This window comes from Rhizobium sp. CB3171 (assembly GCF_029714265.1).
GTDB lineage: Bacteria > Pseudomonadota > Alphaproteobacteria > Rhizobiales > Rhizobiaceae > Rhizobium.
In genome coordinates this window covers 3,073,449-3,091,493 of sequence record NZ_CP121652.1, presented here as the reverse complement: position 1 = coordinate 3,091,493, position 18,045 = coordinate 3,073,449, and the positions used below count along the sequence as shown (strand labels likewise).

Genomic DNA, 18,045 nt, shown 5'->3' with positions numbered 1-18,045 from the left:
CCCAAGGGATCGCGGACGAAATATGGTCGCCGGATTTCCATAAGCCGGCAAAGCAAACAAGTCGGGAGGCGGACGAGAGCGTCCGCATATCACCATGGCAAGGCAAGAAGCCAACGAGCAATTTCAGATCACCTCGTTCCTGGACGGCGCCAACGCTGCTTATATCGAGCAGCTTTATGCGCGCTTCGAGGAAGACCCATCGTCGGTCTCGAGCGAGTGGCGGTCGTTCTTCAAGGCACTGGAAGACAGTCCTGACGATGTGAAGAAGGCGGCCAAGGGCGCCTCCTGGCAGCGCAAGAACTGGCCGATCCAGGCAAACGGCGAGCTCGTCTCCGCGCTCGACGGCAACTGGGGCATCGTCGAGAAGGCGATTGAGACCAAGGTGAAGGCCAAGGCCGAAGCCGCAGGTAAGCCGACAGACACCGCCGACATTCTGCAGGCGACGCGCGATTCTGTCCGCGCCATCATGATGATCCGCGCCTATCGCATGCGCGGCCACCTGCACGCCAAGCTCGACCCGCTGGGTATCGCCGCTGCGGTTGAAGACTACAAGGAGCTGTCGCCGGAAGCCTACGGCTTCACCGAGGCCGACCTCGACCGCAAGATCTTCATCGATAACGTGCTCGGCCTCGAATATGCGAGCGTGCGCGAGATGATGGAAATCCTCGAGCGCACCTACTGCTCGACGCTGGGCGTCGAATTCATGCATATCTCCAATCCGGAGGAGAAGGCCTGGATCCAGGAACGCATCGAGGGCGTCGACAAGGGCATCGCCTTCAGTGCGGAGCGCAAGAAGGCGATCCTGCAGAAAGTGATCGAATCCGAAGGCTACGAGCAGTTCCTCGATGTCAAGTTCAAGGGCACGAAGCGTTTCGGCCTCGATGGCGGCGAATCGCTCATCCCGGCGCTGGAGCAGATTCTGAAGAGCGGCAGCCAGCTCGGCCTCAAGGAAGCCGTGTTCGGCATGGCCCATCGCGGCCGTCTCAACGTGCTTTCCCAGGTCATGGGCAAGCCGCACCGCGCCATCTTCCATGAATTCAAGGGCGGCTCCTATGCGCCGGACGAAGTAGAAGGCTCGGGCGACGTCAAGTACCATCTCGGCGCCTCCTCGGACCGCGATTTCGACGGCACCAAGGTGCACGTTTCGCTGACGGCCAATCCGTCGCATCTGGAAATCGTCAATCCGGTCGTCATGGGCAAGGTCCGCGCCAAGCAGGATATGAGCGCCACCCTCTGGGACGGCGACATCATTCCGCTCTCCGAACGCGCCAAGGTCGTGCCGCTGCTGATCCATGGCGATGCCGCTTTCGCCGGTCAGGGCGTCGTGGCTGAAATCCTCGGCCTTTCCGGTCTGCGCGGCCATCGCGTCGCCGGCACGATGCACGTCATCATCAACAACCAGATCGGCTTTACCACCAATCCGGCCTTCTCGCGTTCGTCGCCCTATCCGTCCGACGTCGCCAAGATGATCGAGGCGCCGATCTTCCACGTCAACGGCGACGATCCGGAAGCGGTGGTCTATGCGGCGAAGATCGCGACCGAATTCCGCATGAAGTTCCACAAGCCTGTTGTGGTCGACCTGTTCTGCTACCGCCGCTACGGCCACAATGAAGGCGACGAGCCGTCCTTTACGCAGCCGAAGATGTACAAGGTCATTCGCGCCCACAAGACGGTGCTGCAGCTCTATTCTGAGCGGCTGGTCGCCGAAGGTGTCTTGAGCGAAGGCGAAGTCGAGAAGATGAAGGCCGACTGGCGCGCCCATCTCGAACAGGAGTTCGAGGCCGGCCAGTCCTACAAGCCGAACAAGGCCGACTGGCTGGACGGCGAATGGTCGGGCCTGCATACGGCCGACAATGCAGACGAGCAGCGTCGCGGCAAGACTGCCGTGCCGATGAAGACGCTGAAGGATATCGGCCGCAAACTGTCGGAAATTCCGGCCGGATTCCATGCGCACCGAACCATCCAGCGCTTCATGGAAAACCGCGCCGGCATGGTCCAGACAGGCGAAGGCATCGACTGGGCAATGGCGGAAGCGCTCGCTTTCGGCTCGCTCGTGGTCGAAGGCCACAAGATCCGTCTGTCCGGTCAGGATTGCGAGCGCGGCACGTTCTCGCAGCGTCATTCGGTTCTCTACGATCAGGAAACCGAAGATCGCTACATCCCGCTCGCCAACCTGTCGCCGACCCAGGCCCGCTACGAAGTCATCAACTCGATGCTGTCGGAAGAGGCGGTTCTCGGCTTCGAATACGGCTATTCGCTGGCCCGTCCGAATGCGCTGACGCTGTGGGAAGCGCAGTTCGGCGACTTCGCCAACGGTGCGCAGGTCGTGTTCGACCAGTTCATCTCGTCGGGCGAACGTAAGTGGCTGCGCATGTCCGGCCTCGTCTGCCTGCTGCCGCACGGCTATGAAGGTCAGGGTCCGGAACACTCTTCGGCCCGCCTGGAACGCTATCTGCAGCTCTGTGCCGAAGACAACATGCAGGTCGCCAACGTCACGACGCCGGCGAACTACTTCCATATCCTGCGTCGCCAGTTGAAGCGTGACTTCCGCAAGCCGCTGATCCTGATGACGCCAAAGTCGCTGCTGCGCCATAAGCGTGCGGTATCGGGCCTGGCGGAGATGGCGGGGGAAACCTCCTTCCATCGCCTGCTCTGGGACGATGCGGAAGTGATCAAGGACGGCCCGATCAAGCTGCAGAAGGACGCCAAGATTCGTCGCGTCGTCATCTGCTCGGGCAAAGTCTATTACGACCTGCTGGAAGAGCGCGAGAAGCGCGGCATCGACGATATCTACCTGCTGCGTATCGAACAGCTCTATCCGTTCCCGGCCAAGGCGCTCATCAACGAGCTCAGCCGCTTCCGCAATGCGGAGATGGTCTGGTGCCAGGAAGAGCCGAAGAACATGGGCGCATGGTCCTTCATCGATCCGTATCTGGAATGGGTGCTCGCCCATATCGACGCTAAGTACCAGCGGGTTCGCTACACCGGCCGTCCGGCCGCCGCCTCTCCCGCGACGGGCCTGATGTCCAAGCATCTGGCGCAGCTCGCTGCATTCCTTGAGGATGCGCTCGGCGGTTAAGGCATGAGCCGGAAAGGGGGTGCGCGATGGCTTATTTTCATCTGAAACTTGTGCCGCCGCGCCCCAGCTTCCCGCATGACGCCACAGGGGAGGAGATGGCCGCCATGCAGAAGCACGCCGCTTATTGGCGCGAGCATGCAAGTGCCGGAACGGCTGTTATCGTCGGTCCGGTCTTCGCCGCCGATGGTGCTTTCGGCATGGCTGTCGTCGACGTCGAAGACGCCGATGCCGCCAAGGCGCTTGGCGATGCCGATCCCGTCCTTCTCGCCGGGCTCGGTTTCCGCATCGAAATCTCGCCGATGCCCTCACTCATTCTCCGGCCGTCCGTCGCCGGTAATTCTATCTCAGTCATAACGACGAAAAATCAGGATCTGAACAATGGCCACTGAAATCCGCGTTCCTACCCTCGGCGAATCCGTCAGCGAAGCGACCGTCGGTACCTGGTTCAAGAAGGTCGGCGATGTCATCAAGGCTGATGAGCCGCTTCTCGAACTCGAAACCGACAAGGTGACGATCGAAGTCCCTGCGCCTTCGGCCGGCACGCTTTCCGAAATCGTTGCCCAGGCCGGCGAAACCGTAGGCCTCGGCGCGCTGCTCGGCCAGATCTCCGCCGGCAACGGTGCTGCGGTTGCTCCGGCCCAGGCTACCGCACCGGCCGCTGCTGCCGCGTCTGCACCGGTCGCCGCTGCTCCAGTCGCCGCACCGGCTTCCGCCATGCCGGCTGCTCCGGCCGCCGCCAAGCTGCTCGCCGAAAACAATCTTTCCGCCGATCAGGTCGATGGCAGCGGCAAGCGCGGCCAGGTCCTGAAGGGTGATGTCATCGCCGCCGTCGCCAAGGCTGCCTCGGCGCCTGCCGCCGCACCGGCTGCTCCGGTTGCCGCCCGCGCCCCGACCACCGTCGAAGATGCCGGCCGCGAAGAGCGCGTGAAGATGACGCGCCTGCGCCAGACGATCGCCAAGCGCCTTAAGGATGCGCAGAACACCGCCGCCATGCTCACCACCTATAACGAGGTGGACATGAAGGCCGTCATGGACCTGCGCAACAGGTACAAGGACATCTTCGAGAAGAAGCATGGCGTGAAGCTCGGCTTCATGGGCTTCTTCACCAAGGCAGTCACGCATGCGCTGAAGGAACTCCCGGCCGTCAACGCCGAGATCGACGGCACCGACATCATCTACAAGAACTACTGCCACATCGGCGTTGCCGTCGGCACGGACAAGGGCCTCGTGGTTCCGATCGTGCGTGATGCCGACCAGATGTCGATCGCCGGCATCGAGAAGGAAATCGGCCGCCTCGGCAAGGCAGCCCGTGACGGCCAGCTCTCCATGGCCGACATGCAGGGCGGTACCTTCACCATCTCCAACGGCGGCGTCTACGGCTCGCTGATGTCCTCGCCGATCCTGAATGCGCCGCAGTCGGGCATTCTCGGCATGCACAAGATCCAGGAGCGTCCGGTCGCCATCGGCGGCCAGGTCGTCATCCGCCCGATGATGTATCTGGCGCTCTCCTACGATCACCGCATCGTCGACGGCAAGGAAGCGGTTACCTTCCTCGTGCGCGTCAAGGAAAGCCTGGAAGATCCGGAACGTCTGGTTCTCGATCTCTAAGGGAGCGCTGGCTCATGTCGAAATGGCCCATGCGGACGATGCGCGGACTCTTGTGCGCTGTCGCCGCGTGGATGCCATTTTCCGCCGCCGCGGATGATTTCGACGTTGCCAAGCTCAGCAGCAATCTCGATCTGGCGTCGCTGAGAGACGCCGATCTCGCCGCCCGGTCGATCACTGTCTTTCACATGGGCGATGTTGAATTGACGTCCGGCCGCATCGTCGCCAGCGATCCTCTGGTTGGGCCGGATCGTCCGGCCTTCACCAGGACGGTTGCGCCCGGCAACTATCCGGTGACCATCTACAAAGCCTTCGGCCGCGTTGCTGCAGCCAGCCTGCGCTTTGCCGGTGGCAAGCCCACGCGCTGGGAGCTGGCGCTCATTCCCGGCCAGGATATCAAGTCGCTGAAGAACGACGAGTTCTTCGGCTATCCGGTCGATGCCGGTCTCGGCTGCTATATGGATGCGGAAACATACGCCCTGATCCAGGAACGGGAGCAGCAGGTCCGCACCCAGAAGTCCGCCACCGACATCAATTACTACGATGATGTGCTCGCTCCCGAGATCGAGGCGAATGACGACAAATATGTCATGCATCGGCCGGTGACCGGCAAGCGCGGCAATGTCGCGGTGTTCTGGAGCGGATGGGGCGATGGTTTCTACCCGGTGTTCTGGGGCCTCGATGCGAAGGATCGCCCGCTTGTTCTCTTTACGGATTTCGGGGTGACTGAAAATGCAGACGGTCGGCACGAACCAGGGGGAGGGTGATCATGCTGGCGAACCGAGGGATGGCACGACTAGGCCCCGTGCACTGGGCGATGATGGCGTTTGCGGCCATTCCGGTGCCGGCGCTTGCGGATGAATGCGTACAGGAAAGGGCTGTTTATGGCGACATGGACGATGCCTACGAGCTGCGTTTCGAACCGGTCGATTCCGAGGCGGCAGCCACCAGCAACAAATTCAAATTCTCTGTGCGGAACACGCCGATCGTGGCGGATGGCGTGGTGATGCGCTCGGATGATCAACTGCGCGCCAACGGCCTGATCATGTTCAACTGCCCGGAAGGCGATGTGACCGGCGCCGATCTCCGCGCCTGCACCGTCTGGCAGGGCATGATCTACGCTTCCGACCTGAAGGGCAATATCGGTGTCTTGCCGGCGGAGGGCGCAGGCGCCGCGGCGCGGCTGTTCCTGCCGGCGCTCGGACCTTCGATCCGTGAATCCTCCATCTGGGGCAAAGGCAAAGCGACCGTCGCCCCCTGGGATGTCCTGACCTTGAAAGGATGCGGCGAATGACTGGCAAATCCCCTGTTCTTCTCGTCACCGGCGGCAGCCGCGGCATCGGGGCGGCAGTGTCGATTGCGGCTGCCCGGCAAGGCTGGGCCGTGGCTGTCAATTACGCTTCGAACAAGGCGGCTGCTGAGGCGGTCGTAACCGCGATCCGGGATGCCGGCGGCGAGGCGGTTGCGGTCGCCGGCGATGTCGGCTCGCCTGATGATATCAGGTCCATTTTCTCCACCGTCGACCAGCATTTCGGCCGGCTGGACGGTCTCGTCAACAATGCCGGCATCGTCGATCGCGTGCAGCGTCTGGACGAGATGACGCCGGAACGCCTCGACCGGATGTTTCGCATCAACATCACCGGCTCGATGCTGGCCGCCGCGGAAGCCGTTCGCCGCATGTCCACTCGCCATGGCGGCAAGGGCGGCGCGATCGTCAACCTCTCCTCCGTGGCAGCCACCCTTGGTGGCGGTGGGCAATATGTCGATTATGCGGCTTCCAAGGGCGCGATCGATACGTTCACGCTCGGCCTGGCGCGCGAGGTGGCGGCCGAGGGCATAAGGGTCAATGCGGTGCGGCCGGGCATTATCGATACGGAAATCCACGCGGCGGCAGGCCTGCCAGACCGTGCGCGCGAGATCGCTCCGCAACTGCCGATGAAGAGGGCGGGGACCGCGGAAGAGGTGGCGGACGCCATCCTCTACCTCTTGGGGCCACAGGCATCCTATATAACGGGCGCCGTCCTCGATGTGAGCGGCGGCCGCTGATCGGAAAGGGCAGAAATCATGCAATATGTCTTGGAATTCCTCGGCCTGATGGCGGTGTTTTCGATTTTCATCGTCGCACCGGGCGCTGACTTCGCCGTCATCCTGCGCCAGAGCATCGTGCATGGCCGCCGCGCGGCCGTCATGACCGGCCTCGGCATGGGCTTCTCGCTGCTTTTCCACGTCAGCTATACCATTCTCGGCCTCGGTCTCATCGTCTCGCAATCGCTGATGCTCTTCAGCCTGATCAAATGGGCCGGCGTCCTTTATCTCGTCTATCTCGGCATCAAGTCTTTCCGGGAGCCCGGCTTCAAGGTGAAGGAGATCGAGATCGGCGAGGAGGATCGCAAGCCGGTTTCCATCTGGCGCTGCCTGGCAAAGGGTTTCATCACCAATGCGCTCAATCCGAAGCCGGTGCTGTTTTTCCTGTCGCTGTTTTCGACGCTCGTGCATCACGACACGCCGGCGCTCATTCAGTTTTCCTATGGCATCGGCATGGCGACGGCGCTTGTCGCCTGGTTTGCCGGCGTCTCCGTCTTCTTCACCGTCAAGCCGGTCCGCGATCGCTTCATCGCCGGCGGCAAATGGTTCAACCGCATCACTGGAGCGGCACTTGTCGGCTTCGGTATCCGCCTCGCATTGGCGCGGGCGACTGACTAACAGAGATACAAAACAAGGAAATTAAAACCATGTCCTACGATGTGATCATTATCGGAACCGGCCCCGGCGGCTATGTCTGCGCTATCAAGGCGGCGCAGCTCGGCCTCAAGGTGGCAGTCATCGAAAAGCGCGCCACGTTCGGCGGCACCTGCCTCAACATCGGCTGCATCCCGTCCAAGGCGCTGCTGCATGCCTCCGAAATGTTCCATCATGCCGGCCATGGCATGGACGCGCTCGGCGTCGAAGTCGCAGCACCGACGCTCAATCTTTCGAAGATGATGGCGCACAAGGATGCGACGGTGAAGGCGAACACCGACGGCGTCGCTTTCCTCTTCAAGAAGAACAAGATCGATACCTTCCAGGGCACCGGCAAGATCGTCGCTGCCGGCAAGGTTTCCGTCACGGCCGAGGATGGCAAGGTGACCGAGATAGAGGGCAAGAACATCGTCATCGCCACCGGCTCCGACGTTGCCGGCATTCCGGGCGTGTCGCTCGAAATCGATGAGAAGGTGATCATTTCGTCCACCGGCGGCATCGCGCTCGACAAGGTGCCGGCCAACATGATCGTCGTCGGCGGCGGTGTCATCGGCCTCGAGCTCGGCTCGGTCTGGTCGCGCCTCGGCGCCAAGGTCACGGTCGTCGAATATCTCGACACCATTCTCGGCGGCATGGACGGCGAAGTCTCCAAGCAGTTCCAGCGCATGCTGGCCAAACAGGGCATCGACTTCCATCTCAGCGCCAAGGTCACCGGCGTCGAGAAGGTCGGCGACGGCGCCAAGGTCACCTTCGAGCCGGTCAAGGGCGGCGACAAGGTGGTGCTCGACGCCGATGTCGTGCTGGTATCGACCGGCCGCAAGCCCTACACGGCCGGTCTCGGCCTGGAAGAGGCAGGCGTTGTCCTCGATGTCAGGGGCCGCGTCGAAATCGATGGCCATTTCAAGACCAATGTTCCCGGCATCTATGCCATCGGTGACGTGGTGAAGGGCCCGATGCTGGCGCACAAGGCGGAAGACGAGGGCGTGGCGCTTGCCGAAATCCTCGCCGGTCAGGCTGGCCATGTGAATTACGATGTCATTCCGAGCGTGGTCTACACGCAGCCCGAAGTCGCCTCCGTCGGCAAGACCGAGGAAGAGCTGAAGGCCGCGGGCATCGCCTACAAGGTCGGCAAATTCCCCTTCACCGCCAATGGCCGCGCCCGCGCCATGCTGGCGACGGACGGTTTCGTCAAGATCCTGGCGGACAAAGAGACTGACCGCGTTCTCGGCGGCCACATCGTCGGCTTCGGCGCTGGCGAGATGATCCACGAGATTGCCGTGCTGATGGAATTCGGCGGCTCGTCGGAAGATCTCGGCCGCACCTGCCATGCGCATCCGACCATGTCGGAAGCCGTAAAGGAAGCCGCGCTCGCGACCTTCTTCAAGCCGATCCATATGTAAATTATAGAGACGTATCCTTTGATGTGAGCGGCGGCGGTGATGACGGCCGCCGTTTCCTTTTGCGGGTTGTCGTGAGCGAATTGCCGCAGCCGTCGTTTGTATGTCTGGCTATACGTTGGCTGTGCTACTTTGCAGAGAGTGAAACAGCAGACGACAAAATGCCGGCAAAGCCCATAATGGTTAAACCAAATATGCCGCATCCCGCATTGCCGGGCGCGGACTGGGCTGATTGTTACGAGCTACAGGTACAGGAATCGGATTTTACGGCAGTCGCTGCCGCGCGCACAATGTTCGGCAAATTTCCTTTTTGGGTGCGGTCACTGCTAAAGCTGCGCGATACAGTCGTCAGTGTCTTCGGCCTGAAATCTACGGGACATCACTCCCTAAATACGTCGGAAACAATCGGCTTCTTTCCGATCGTCAGCAAATCAGAGAACCAAGTTGTTCTCGGCTTCGACGACAAGCACCTTGATTTCCGTGTCGTAATCGATGTGCGGGATGATGGTCAGGGGCGTCGACTCATCGATATAACGACGCTCGTGAAACGGAAAATCTTGCTCGGCCAGATCTATATCGCTGTGATCACGCCGTTCCATCGGTTGATTGTCGAGACAGTGCTGACTGACTTCGGCAAACGAATGGGCGCACTCAGTTCGCCGCCGTCACCGTAAAACCCTGCTTGCGCAGCAGTTCCACCAGACCTTGATCGCCGACCAGATGCAGTGCGCCGACGGCGATGAAGGCGTTGCCCTTGGCGAGGATCGGCGCGGCGCGCTCGGCCATTACCTTGTTGCGGTCCAAAATGATGCGCTGTTCGAAGGCGGCGGTATCATCGTCGGACAGGTTCTGATCCGGCACGATGTTCTTCAGCATCGGGACGATCGCGCCGATATTGCCGGCGAGATAGAGATCGGTCATGGTTTCGTTGACGTCGTTGATCTTGTCGCCGAGTTCCAGCGTCTGGATCAGCGATTTCACGTGAAGTTCGATCGGCAGATCGCTCATGGCCTTGGCCTGTTCGGCCAGTGTTTCCAGCCCCTTCACCTGTTTGCCGCTAGCGATCGCGTCGCTCGCAAGCTTCTGATCGAGGAATTTCATGCCGGCCGTCTTGCGGCGGACTTCACAGCCGGTCATTTCGAAAGAGCTCGAAATCAACCAAGGTTGCATGTGGGCGACGGTGGCGAGCGACACGCCGCGCTGTTTCAGGCCCGCTTCCAGCTTGGTGTTCTCTTCCGGCGACAGATGCTGGCTGATGGTCGAGCCGTCGGTCAGCATCATCAAAGACGGATTGCTGAAAAGAGCTGCCATCGCCTTCTTGTCGTCGAGGATTTCATCGGATTCGACGACGATCGTATCCGCCCCGGCACTTGCTTCGGCTGCGCCCTTCGGCATGGTCACCACGCGCGCGTCGCTGACATGCATGGTGCCGAGCAGCCAGGAGGGTTTTAGGCCGGACTTTTCGATCTTCCAGAAGATGCCCTTGCCATTCGCCACCTTGTCACCCTCGGCGAGGATCGAGGCATATTTGGCGGGGTCGCTCTTTTGCAGTTCAGCCATCAGATCTTTGCCGCCGCAGCTATCGGACGCGGCCTCTTCGGCATGCGCAGGCGCCAGCGACAACAGAGCCACGATCAATGCCGTCATCAGCATCCAGGGAAAGGCCGTCGCCAGCCAGAGGAGAATGTCACCGAATCTCGACGCTGTCAGCCGCGCTGTCTTGATTCCGAGAGCAGACATTATCTCAACCTTCCGAAAGCAGGGGACATGATCGCGACTTTGGCCGGGATCATGCCGAATTAGCTTCTGCTCTATCCGCCTGAAACGCATATTCCCTTAACGCGAGAGGTTAACACTTTCTTACGCCCGCGGGTGAGCCCGGTCATAGACCTCCAGCAGCCGCGATGAATCGACCCCAGTATAGACCTGTGTTGTCGAAAGGCTGGCATGGCCGAGTAATTCCTGGATCGTACGCAGGTCGCCGCCACCTGCGAGCAGATGCGTGGCGAAAGAATGGCGCAGCGCATGGGGCGTCGCCGTGTCGGGTAGGCCGAAGGCGCTACGCAGCTTCTGCATGCCGCGCTGGATGAGGCCGGCATGCAGCTTGCCGCCGCGCGCGCCGCGAAAGAGCGGAGCATCTGCGTCGAGATGATAGGGGCAGAGCGCACGGTATTTCTCGACCGCTTCGACGACAATGGGCAGCAGCGGCACTAGGCGGGTCTTGTTGCCCTTGCCGGTGATCCGCAGCGCTGTTGCACCGGGGTGCACGTCTTCCGGCGTCAGATCCAGCGCTTCGGAGATGCGCAGGCCACAGCCATAGAGCAGGGTCAGCACGGCCGTGTCGCGCGCGGCGATCCAAGGCTCGTCATGCATCTGCGCCTCGTCGCTGACGACGGTGATCGCCTGGGTGTCCGACAGCGGCTTCGGCAGCGATTTCGGCTGCTTCGGCGAGCGTACCGCTCCGGCGCCGGCCGCGTTCACCAGGCCTTTCTTTTCAAGATAGCGCAGCAGCGAACGAAGGCCGGCGAGGTTGCGCCCGAGCGAACGCGCACCTGCGCCATCCTTGCGGCGCGCAGCCAGAAAACCGCGGAAGTCGGCGGGGCGTAGCGCATGGATATCCTTGATTGTCGCCGGGCCACCGAGATGGCCTGTCAGAAACGTCAGGAATTGCCGCGTGTCACGCTCGTAGGCATCCAGCGTATGGGCCGAAAGCCGCCGCTCCTGGCCGAGCGTATCCAACCAACGGCTGCGCTCAGCCATTAGCTCGGGATCGGCGATAATCAGCAACTCGTTCAGTGGAAAACCCCTTGAAATTCAAATTCCTTCTGCCACTTTGAAGGAGGGAAGGTTATGGAATCGCTAACATTCCTACTGTGCCGTGTCTCTCCTTTGCGTACGGAAAGATCGCAGTAGTTCTTTTCAACTGCGTATAGGCTGCGCCTTGAATCAAAATCGATTTAAGCGGTTATACGCGAGGCGCTTGTCATGCTTCGATCATATTCGATTGCAATAGAGTACAACCCAACTATCCAGGGCATTTCATGGCACGTCGCGGTTCGATAACTGCATTGGGACAACTTGCAGAAGCAATTGCTTTGGTGTCCCAGGGCCAGCCCGGACATATCGTCGATACGCTGATCGCCGAGCGCGGCCAGAAGATCGTTCGCAACCCGCTCTGGCCCTTGATGCGGCCCTTTCTCTACACGCTGCTGCGCTACAACAAGGCGATCGAATTTGCCAACGACATCGCCAAGCTGCCGGGTTTCCAGTGCTTCGAATATATGAGCGATCTGCTGCGGCTCGATATAGGGGTAACCCATGCCGAACGCATCCCGGCTTCCGGCGGCTTCATTCTCGTCAGCAACCATCCGACCGGCATTGCCGACGGCGTCGCCGTCTTCGATCTCCTGAAGACGCGCCGGCCCGATATGATGGTTTTCGCCAATCGCGACGCTGTCCGCGTCAATCCGCGATTCGCCGAGATGATCATCCCGGTCGAATGGCGTGAGGAATATAAGAGCAAACTGAAGACGCGCGAAACGCTGCAGATCACCAATCGCGCTGTTGCCGAGGGCAAGGTCACCGTGCTCTTCCCCTCCGGCCGCATCGCCTATTGGGCAAACGGCAAGCTGAACGAGCGGCCTTGGAAGACATCGGCCGTGGGGCTGGCGCGCAAGTACAATCTGCCGATCCTGCCGGTGCATCTGACGGCACGCAATTCCGGGCTGTTCTACTGGTTCGCCAAATGGTCGACGGAGCTGCGCGACATGACGGTGTTCCACGAGCTCCTCAACAAGCGCGGCGACCGCTTCGATTTCCTGATCGGCAATCTCATCCCGGTCGAGCATCTGGACGGCGACGTCAACGAAGTGACGAAGGCGCTGGAGAAGCATACGGTGTTCGATCTGGCAGCCGACGGAAATACGACGTTTGCGCCGGTCGGTCCTCCGGCTGCGGTCCAGGATATGGCAGCCGCCGTCGCGGAGCATTCCGTTTGACGGCTGTTGGCAGCTCATTGCTTCGGCATCCTGTGTCAAAAGACAACAGCGGTGAAAGTTTGAAGTGGCTTCGGACAATATGATGCCGAACCACCCCGGGTTTCTTTTTGTCGCCGCTCGGGGCATGGTCTGGCGCGATGACTAAAGATTCGTCCGATCTGTTCGGCGCGCTGTTTGAAGCTGCGCCCGCACACCCGACCATGAGCCGCACGGTCCCGGTTCTGGTGCCGATGCCGGCGCCGAAGCCCTATTCCTATGCGGTTCCGGAAGGCATGGCGGTTGAGCCCGGCTCGGTCGTGCAGGTGCCGCTCGGACCGCGGCAGGTGATCGGCGTCGTCTGGGATGGCGGCGACGAGGGCGGCGTCGATCCGAAGAAGCTGCGGCCGATCAGCCATGTCTTCGATTGCCCGCCGCTGACCAAGGAGATGCGCGATTTCATCGACTGGGTGGCCGCCTATACGCTGTCGCCGCCGGGACTGGTGGCGCGCATGGCGCTGCGTGCGCCCGCAGCCTTCGATCCCGAACCGATGGTCGAGGGCCTTCGTTTTGTCGGCGGCGCACCGGAACGGCTGACACCCGCCCGCACCCGGGTCATGGAGACGGCAAAGGACGGCCTCTCGTGGACGCGGAGCGGGCTGGCGCACGCTGCCGGCGTTTCGACTGGAGTCGTCGACGGGCTGATCGCGCAGGGCATTTTCGAAACCATATTCCTGCCGCCGCCGCCCGTCGTCGCCAGGCCCGATCCGGATTTCACAGCCTCGCGGCTCGAAGGCCCGCAGCGCGAAGCGGCCGATGAAATCCTTGCCGAGGTGCGCAAGGGCGAGTTCTCCGTTTCGCTGATCGATGGCGTCACCGGCTCGGGCAAGACCGAGGTCTATTTCGAGGCGATCGCCGAGACGCTGAAGCGCGGCAAGCAGGTGTTGATCCTGCTGCCGGAAATCGCGCTGACGGCGAGTTTCCTCGAGCGCTTTCAGGATCGCTTCGGCGCCAAGCCGGCCGAGTGGCACTCGGACCTGGCGCCGCGCATGCGCGAAAAAGTCTGGCGGCAGGCGGTGACCGGCGAGGTCCGGGTCGTTGCCGGCGCGCGCTCGGCGCTGTTCCTGCCCTTCGAAGACCTTGGCCTGATCATCGTCGACGAAGAGCACGATCCCGCCTACAAGCAGGAGGATCGGGTCTATTACAATGCCCGCGACATGGCGGTCGTGCGCGGCCGGATCGGCGATTTTCCGGTAGTGCTGGTGTCGGCGACCCCTTCGGTCGAGAGCCAGGTCAACGGCCAGAGCGGGCGTTACAGCACCATTCATCTGCCGACCCGCTACGGGGATGCGGCTCTTCCGGACCTGCATCTGATCGACATGCGCCGGCATGCGCCGGAGCGCGGCGGGTTCCTCTCGCCGCTGCTAATTCGGGCGATCGGCAAAACGGTGGAAAAGGGCGAACAGTCGCTGCTGTTCCTCAACAGGCGCGGCTATGCACCGTTGACGCTCTGCCGCGTCTGCGGGCATCGCTTCCAATGTCCGCAATGTTCGAGCTGGCTGGTGGAACACCGTTTCCGTGGACAGATCCAGTGCCATCAATGCGGCTATGCCGAACGGACGCCTGAAGCCTGCCCGGAATGCGGCACGCTCGACCATCTCGTCGCCTGCGGTCCGGGCGTCGAGCGCATTGCCGAGGAGGTCGAGCGGCATTTTCCCGAAGCGCGGACCATCGTGCTCTCCTCCGACATCATGGGCGGCGTCAAGCGGCTGCGGCTGGAGCTAGAGGCCATTGCCAAAGGCGAGGCGGATATCGTCATCGGCACGCAGCTCGTCGCCAAAGGACACAATTTCCCGCTGATGACGCTGGTCGGCATCGTCGACGCCGATCTTGGTCTTGCCAATGGCGATCCGCGTGCAGCCGAGCGGACATTCCAGCTTCTGTCGCAGGTGACCGGCCGCGCGGGGCGAACCGGCCTCAAGAGTCACGGCCTGTTGCAGACCTATCAGCCGCAGCACCCCGTCATGCAGGCGATCGTCTCCGGCGATGCCGGCGCTTTCTACGAGCGCGAGATTTCGGAGCGCGAAAGAGCCATATTGCCGCCCTTCGGCCGGCTCGCCTCGATCATCGTCTCGGCCGATACCCGGCAGGATGCGGAAACTCATGCCCGCGGCCTGCGCAATGCGGCGCCGCAGGTCCAGGGCATATCGGTGCTCGGCCCGGCTGAAGCGCCGCTCGCCCTGGTGCGGGGCCGCCATCGTTTCCGCCTGCTTGTGCACGGCCGGCGTAATTCAGATATGCAGGGATTCCTTCGCGCTTTGCTGGCACAATCGCCGAAGGAGCGCGGCTCCGTGCAGGTGCAGCTCGACATCGATCCACAGAGTTTCCTGTAGTTTCGCGAAACGGTGCCTTTCCGGCGTCTTCCCCTGTTTCGCCTGTTCATGCCATAAGTCAGCCTCTTGATATGATTGATTTGGTTTAGGTTGATTTGGGGACGACCGATGGAGCTTTATTTTCCGACTGACCTGGGCGAGCAGCTTGCCTATTGCTCGGCTGCGTTTACGGCGCTCATCGGTTTCCTCGCGATGTTCGCACCCGGCTACACCTATCGTTTCCTGAAGCTGCAGGTGCGCGAAGGGCGGCCGGAAGCCTATGCCGAGGGGCGTTCGGCTGGTGGCTTCTATCTGGGCTTCGGGCTGGTCGCTATCCTGCTGGCGCAGCCGATGGTCTACCTGGCGCTCGGAGCGTCCTTTGCCGTTGCCGCCTTCGGTCGCATCCTCTCGATCATGTCGGATCGGGGAAGCGTTCTCGTGAATTTGTTACTTCTGGTTGTCCAGGCGATTTTGGCGGCTCTACCGCTTCTTTACGGATTGGGCTATATTTGATCGAAAATGATCCCGCTTCGGCTGCAATTGCCCGCGCTATCCCCATGGTTTTGAACTTTTTGCCATCATAAATTCACCCGAATAGCGTATTCGGCTATTACGCGTGTTGCGAGTCTCAATATCCTATGTTAGACGAACCCCGAATTTCGGATGAGGTAGGGGGAAGCCCCTGCTGATTTCTGGGGGAAATCAAAACGAATTCAAGAACATGTGGCTTCCGTCTCCCGGAAGCCGGATTCTTGGGTTGAAATCAGGGAATTTTGTGCCCGTGGCAGACACATCCCAGCATATTTCTGGTGTCGCAGAGCGATATGCCTCGTCATTGTTCGAGCTGGCCCTCGAAGAGGGTGCTGTTCCGGCAGTGACCGCCGATCTCGATCGGTTTCAAGCCATGCTGGATGACAGCGAAGATCTGAAGCGTTTCGTCTCGAGCCCGGTCTTTTCGGCCGAAGAGCAGGTCGGTGCAGTCCAGGCGCTGGCAACGAAGGCGGGCTTCGGCAATTACGTCACCAATTTCCTCAAGGTCGTGGCAGGCAACCGGCGCCTTTTTGCGCTGCCGGGCATGATCAAGGCTTTCCGTATCATTGCCGCGAAGCATCGCGGTGAAGTTTCCGCCGAGGTCACCTCGGCGCATGCGCTGACCCCGGCGCAGGAAGATGAATTGAAGGCGGCGCTGAAGGGCGTCACCGGCAAGGACGTGGCGATTGCCGTCACCGTCGATCCGTCGATTCTTGGTGGCCTGATCGTCAAGGTCGGTTCGCGTCAGATCGATACGTCCCTTCGCACCAAACTCTCCACCCTTAAGCTTGCATTGAAAGAGGTCGGCTGATGGATATCCGCGCCGCGGAAATTTCCGCAATTCTGAAAGATCAGATCAAAAACTTCGGCAAGGAAGCTGAAGTCTCCGAAGTCGGCCAGGTTCTCTCCGTCGGTGACGGTATCGCCCGCGTCTACGGTCTGGACAATGTTCAGGCCGGCGAAATGGTCGAATTCCCCGGCGGCATCCGTGGCATGGCGCTGAACCTCGAATCCGACAACGTCGGCGTGGTTATCTTCGGCTCCGACCGTGACATCAAGGAAGGCGACACCGTCAAGCGCACCGGCGCGATCGTTGACGTTCCGGTTGGTCCGGAGCTTCTCGGCCGCGTTGTCGACGCGCTCGGCAACCCGATTGACGGCAAGGGCCCGATCAATGCGACCCGCCGCGCTCGCGTCGACGTCAAGGCTCCGGGCATCATTCCGCGCAAGTCGGTTCATGAGCCGATGTCGACCGGCCTGAAGGCCATCGACGCTCTGATCCCGGTTGGCCGCGGCCAGCGCGAGCTTGTCATCGGCGACCGCCAGACCGGCAAGACCGCCATCATTCTCGACACGATCCTGAACCAGAAGGCCATCCACGATGCCGGTCCGGACAGCGAAAAGCTGTACTGCGTCTACGTCGCTATCGGCCAGAAGCGTTCGACCGTTGCCCAGTTCGTCAAGGTGCTCGAAGAGCGCGGCGCGCTGAAGTACTCGATCGTCGTCGCCGCAACGGCTTCCGACCCGGCCCCGATGCAGTACCTGGCGCCGTTCGCCGGTTGCGCCATGGGCGAATATTTCCGTGACAACGGCATGCACGCCCTGATCGGCTACGACGACCTGTCGAAGCAGGCTGTTTCCTATCGTCAGATGTCGCTGCTGCTTCGCCGCCCGCCGGGCCGCGAAGCCTATCCGGGCGACGTTTTCTACCTGCATTCGCGCCTTCTCGAGCGCGCCGCCAAGATGAACGACGAACAGGGCGCCGGTTCGCTGACCGCTCTTCCGGTCATCGAAACGCAAGGTAACGACGTTTCGGCGTTCATCCCGACCAACGTGATCTCGATCACCGACGGCCAGATCTTCCTCGAAACCGACCTGTTCTATCAGGGTATCCGCCCGGCCGTTAACGTCGGTCTGTCGGTTTCGCGCGTCGGTTCGTCCGCACAGATCAAGGCGATGAAGCAGGTTGCCGGCTCGATCAAGGGCGAACTCGCCCAGTATCGCGAAATGGCCGCCTTCGCTCAGTTCGGTTCGGACCTCGATGCCGCAACGCAGCGCCTGCTGAACCGCGGCGCCCGCCTGACCGAGCTCCTGAAGCAGCCGCAGTTCTCGCCGCTGAAGACGGAAGAGCAGGTTGCGGTGATCTTCTCCGGCGTCAACGGCTATCTCGATAAGATCGGCGTTGCCCTGGTCGGCAAGTTTGAGCAGGGCCTGCTTTCCTACCTGCGGTCGGAAGGCAAGGACATCCTCGACGCGATCCGCACTGAAAAGGCCATCAGCGATGCGACCAAGAGCAAGCTCATCGCTGCTCTCGACAGCTACGCCAAGTCTTTCGCCTGATCGGACCT

16 protein-coding genes are annotated in these 18,045 nt (G+C 61.4%); 14 read left to right on the top strand and 2 right to left on the bottom strand.

Annotated elements, in window-relative coordinates; translation table 11 throughout:
* The first annotated feature begins 94 nt into the window (after nt 1–94).
* From QA648_RS15010 to QA648_RS14970, 9 genes are read left to right on the top strand one after another with little or no spacing between them, the layout of a single operon-like run.
* Nucleotides 95–3,079, top strand: coding sequence for a 2-oxoglutarate dehydrogenase E1 component (locus tag QA648_RS15010; RefSeq protein WP_283047784.1), 2,985 nt, complete (start codon nt 95–97; stop codon nt 3,077–3,079).
* A gap of 26 nt (nt 3,080–3,105) precedes the next feature.
* The gene (locus QA648_RS15005; protein WP_283047783.1) at nt 3,106–3,468 is read left to right on the top strand and encodes a YciI family protein; all 363 of its coding nucleotides are present in this window, start codon (nt 3,106–3,108) and stop codon (nt 3,466–3,468) included.
* Nucleotides 3,458–4,687: a 2-oxoglutarate dehydrogenase complex dihydrolipoyllysine-residue succinyltransferase gene (gene odhB, locus QA648_RS15000; RefSeq protein ID WP_283047782.1), complete on the top strand. Its 1,230-nt coding sequence runs from the start codon at nt 3,458–3,460 to the stop codon at nt 4,685–4,687. The genes QA648_RS15005 and odhB overlap by 11 nt, the downstream gene beginning before the upstream one ends.
* A 14-nt stretch (nt 4,688–4,701) precedes the next feature.
* Nucleotides 4,702–5,451 (top strand): DUF4241 domain-containing protein, encoded by a 750-nt coding sequence (locus QA648_RS14995; RefSeq protein ID WP_283047781.1) that lies wholly within the window; start codon nt 4,702–4,704, stop codon nt 5,449–5,451.
* Nucleotides 5,452–5,471: 20 nt separating this feature from the next.
* Nucleotides 5,472–5,978 carry a hypothetical protein gene (locus QA648_RS14990; protein ID WP_283051356.1) on the top strand — a complete coding sequence of 169 codons (507 nt, stop codon included), beginning with the start codon at nt 5,472–5,474 and terminating at the stop codon, nt 5,976–5,978.
* Nucleotides 5,975–6,730 (top strand): SDR family oxidoreductase, encoded by a 756-nt coding sequence (locus QA648_RS14985; RefSeq protein ID WP_283047780.1) that lies wholly within the window; start codon nt 5,975–5,977, stop codon nt 6,728–6,730. The genes QA648_RS14990 and QA648_RS14985 overlap by 4 nt, the downstream gene beginning before the upstream one ends.
* 18 nt (nt 6,731–6,748) lie before the next feature.
* Nucleotides 6,749–7,387: a LysE family transporter gene (locus QA648_RS14980; RefSeq protein WP_283047777.1), complete on the top strand. Its 639-nt coding sequence runs from the start codon at nt 6,749–6,751 to the stop codon at nt 7,385–7,387.
* 29 nt (nt 7,388–7,416) lie between these two features.
* Nucleotides 7,417–8,823 carry a dihydrolipoyl dehydrogenase gene (lpdA, locus tag QA648_RS14975; RefSeq protein WP_283047775.1) on the top strand — a complete coding sequence of 469 codons (1,407 nt, stop codon included), beginning with the start codon at nt 7,417–7,419 and terminating at the stop codon, nt 8,821–8,823.
* 23 nt (nt 8,824–8,846) lie between these two features.
* Nucleotides 8,847–9,494, top strand: coding sequence for a DUF2867 domain-containing protein (locus QA648_RS14970; RefSeq protein ID WP_349254294.1), 648 nt, complete (start codon nt 8,847–8,849; stop codon nt 9,492–9,494).
* On the opposite strand, the gene QA648_RS14965 is transcribed toward QA648_RS14970, so the two are convergent.
* Nucleotides 9,472–10,563: a TraB/GumN family protein gene (locus tag QA648_RS14965; RefSeq protein WP_283051352.1), complete on the bottom strand. Its 1,092-nt coding sequence runs from the start codon at nt 10,561–10,563 to the stop codon at nt 9,472–9,474. The two genes, QA648_RS14970 and QA648_RS14965, sit on opposite strands and share 23 nt — an antisense overlap.
* Before the next feature lie 117 nt (nt 10,564–10,680).
* Complete coding sequence (locus QA648_RS14960) at nt 10,681–11,616, bottom strand: tyrosine recombinase XerC (RefSeq protein WP_283051350.1); 936 nt, start codon at nt 11,614–11,616, stop codon at nt 10,681–10,683.
* Nucleotides 11,617–11,861: 245 nt separating this feature from the next.
* On the opposite strand from QA648_RS14960, the gene QA648_RS14955 reads away from it, so the two are divergent.
* The 5 genes from QA648_RS14955 (at nt 11,862) to atpA (ending at nt 18,037) form a co-directional block, all read left to right on the top strand.
* Nucleotides 11,862–12,818: a 1-acyl-sn-glycerol-3-phosphate acyltransferase gene (locus tag QA648_RS14955; RefSeq protein WP_104824590.1), complete on the top strand. Its 957-nt coding sequence runs from the start codon at nt 11,862–11,864 to the stop codon at nt 12,816–12,818.
* A gap of 137 nt (nt 12,819–12,955) precedes the next feature.
* Complete coding sequence (locus tag QA648_RS14950; RefSeq protein WP_283047773.1) at nt 12,956–15,187, top strand: primosomal protein N'; 2,232 nt, start codon at nt 12,956–12,958, stop codon at nt 15,185–15,187.
* Nucleotides 15,188–15,295: 108 nt separating this feature from the next.
* Entirely contained in the window at nt 15,296–15,679 is a 384-nt protein-coding gene (locus QA648_RS14945) for a DUF4345 family protein (RefSeq protein WP_104824588.1), read from the top strand.
* A gap of 262 nt (nt 15,680–15,941) precedes the next feature.
* Entirely contained in the window at nt 15,942–16,508 is a 567-nt protein-coding gene (locus QA648_RS14940) for a F0F1 ATP synthase subunit delta (protein ID WP_104825243.1), read from the top strand.
* Nucleotides 16,508–18,037, top strand: coding sequence for a F0F1 ATP synthase subunit alpha (gene atpA / locus QA648_RS14935; RefSeq protein ID WP_104824587.1), 1,530 nt, complete (start codon nt 16,508–16,510; stop codon nt 18,035–18,037). The genes QA648_RS14940 and atpA overlap by 1 nt, the downstream gene beginning before the upstream one ends.
* The last annotated feature ends 8 nt before the right edge of the window (nt 18,038–18,045 follow it).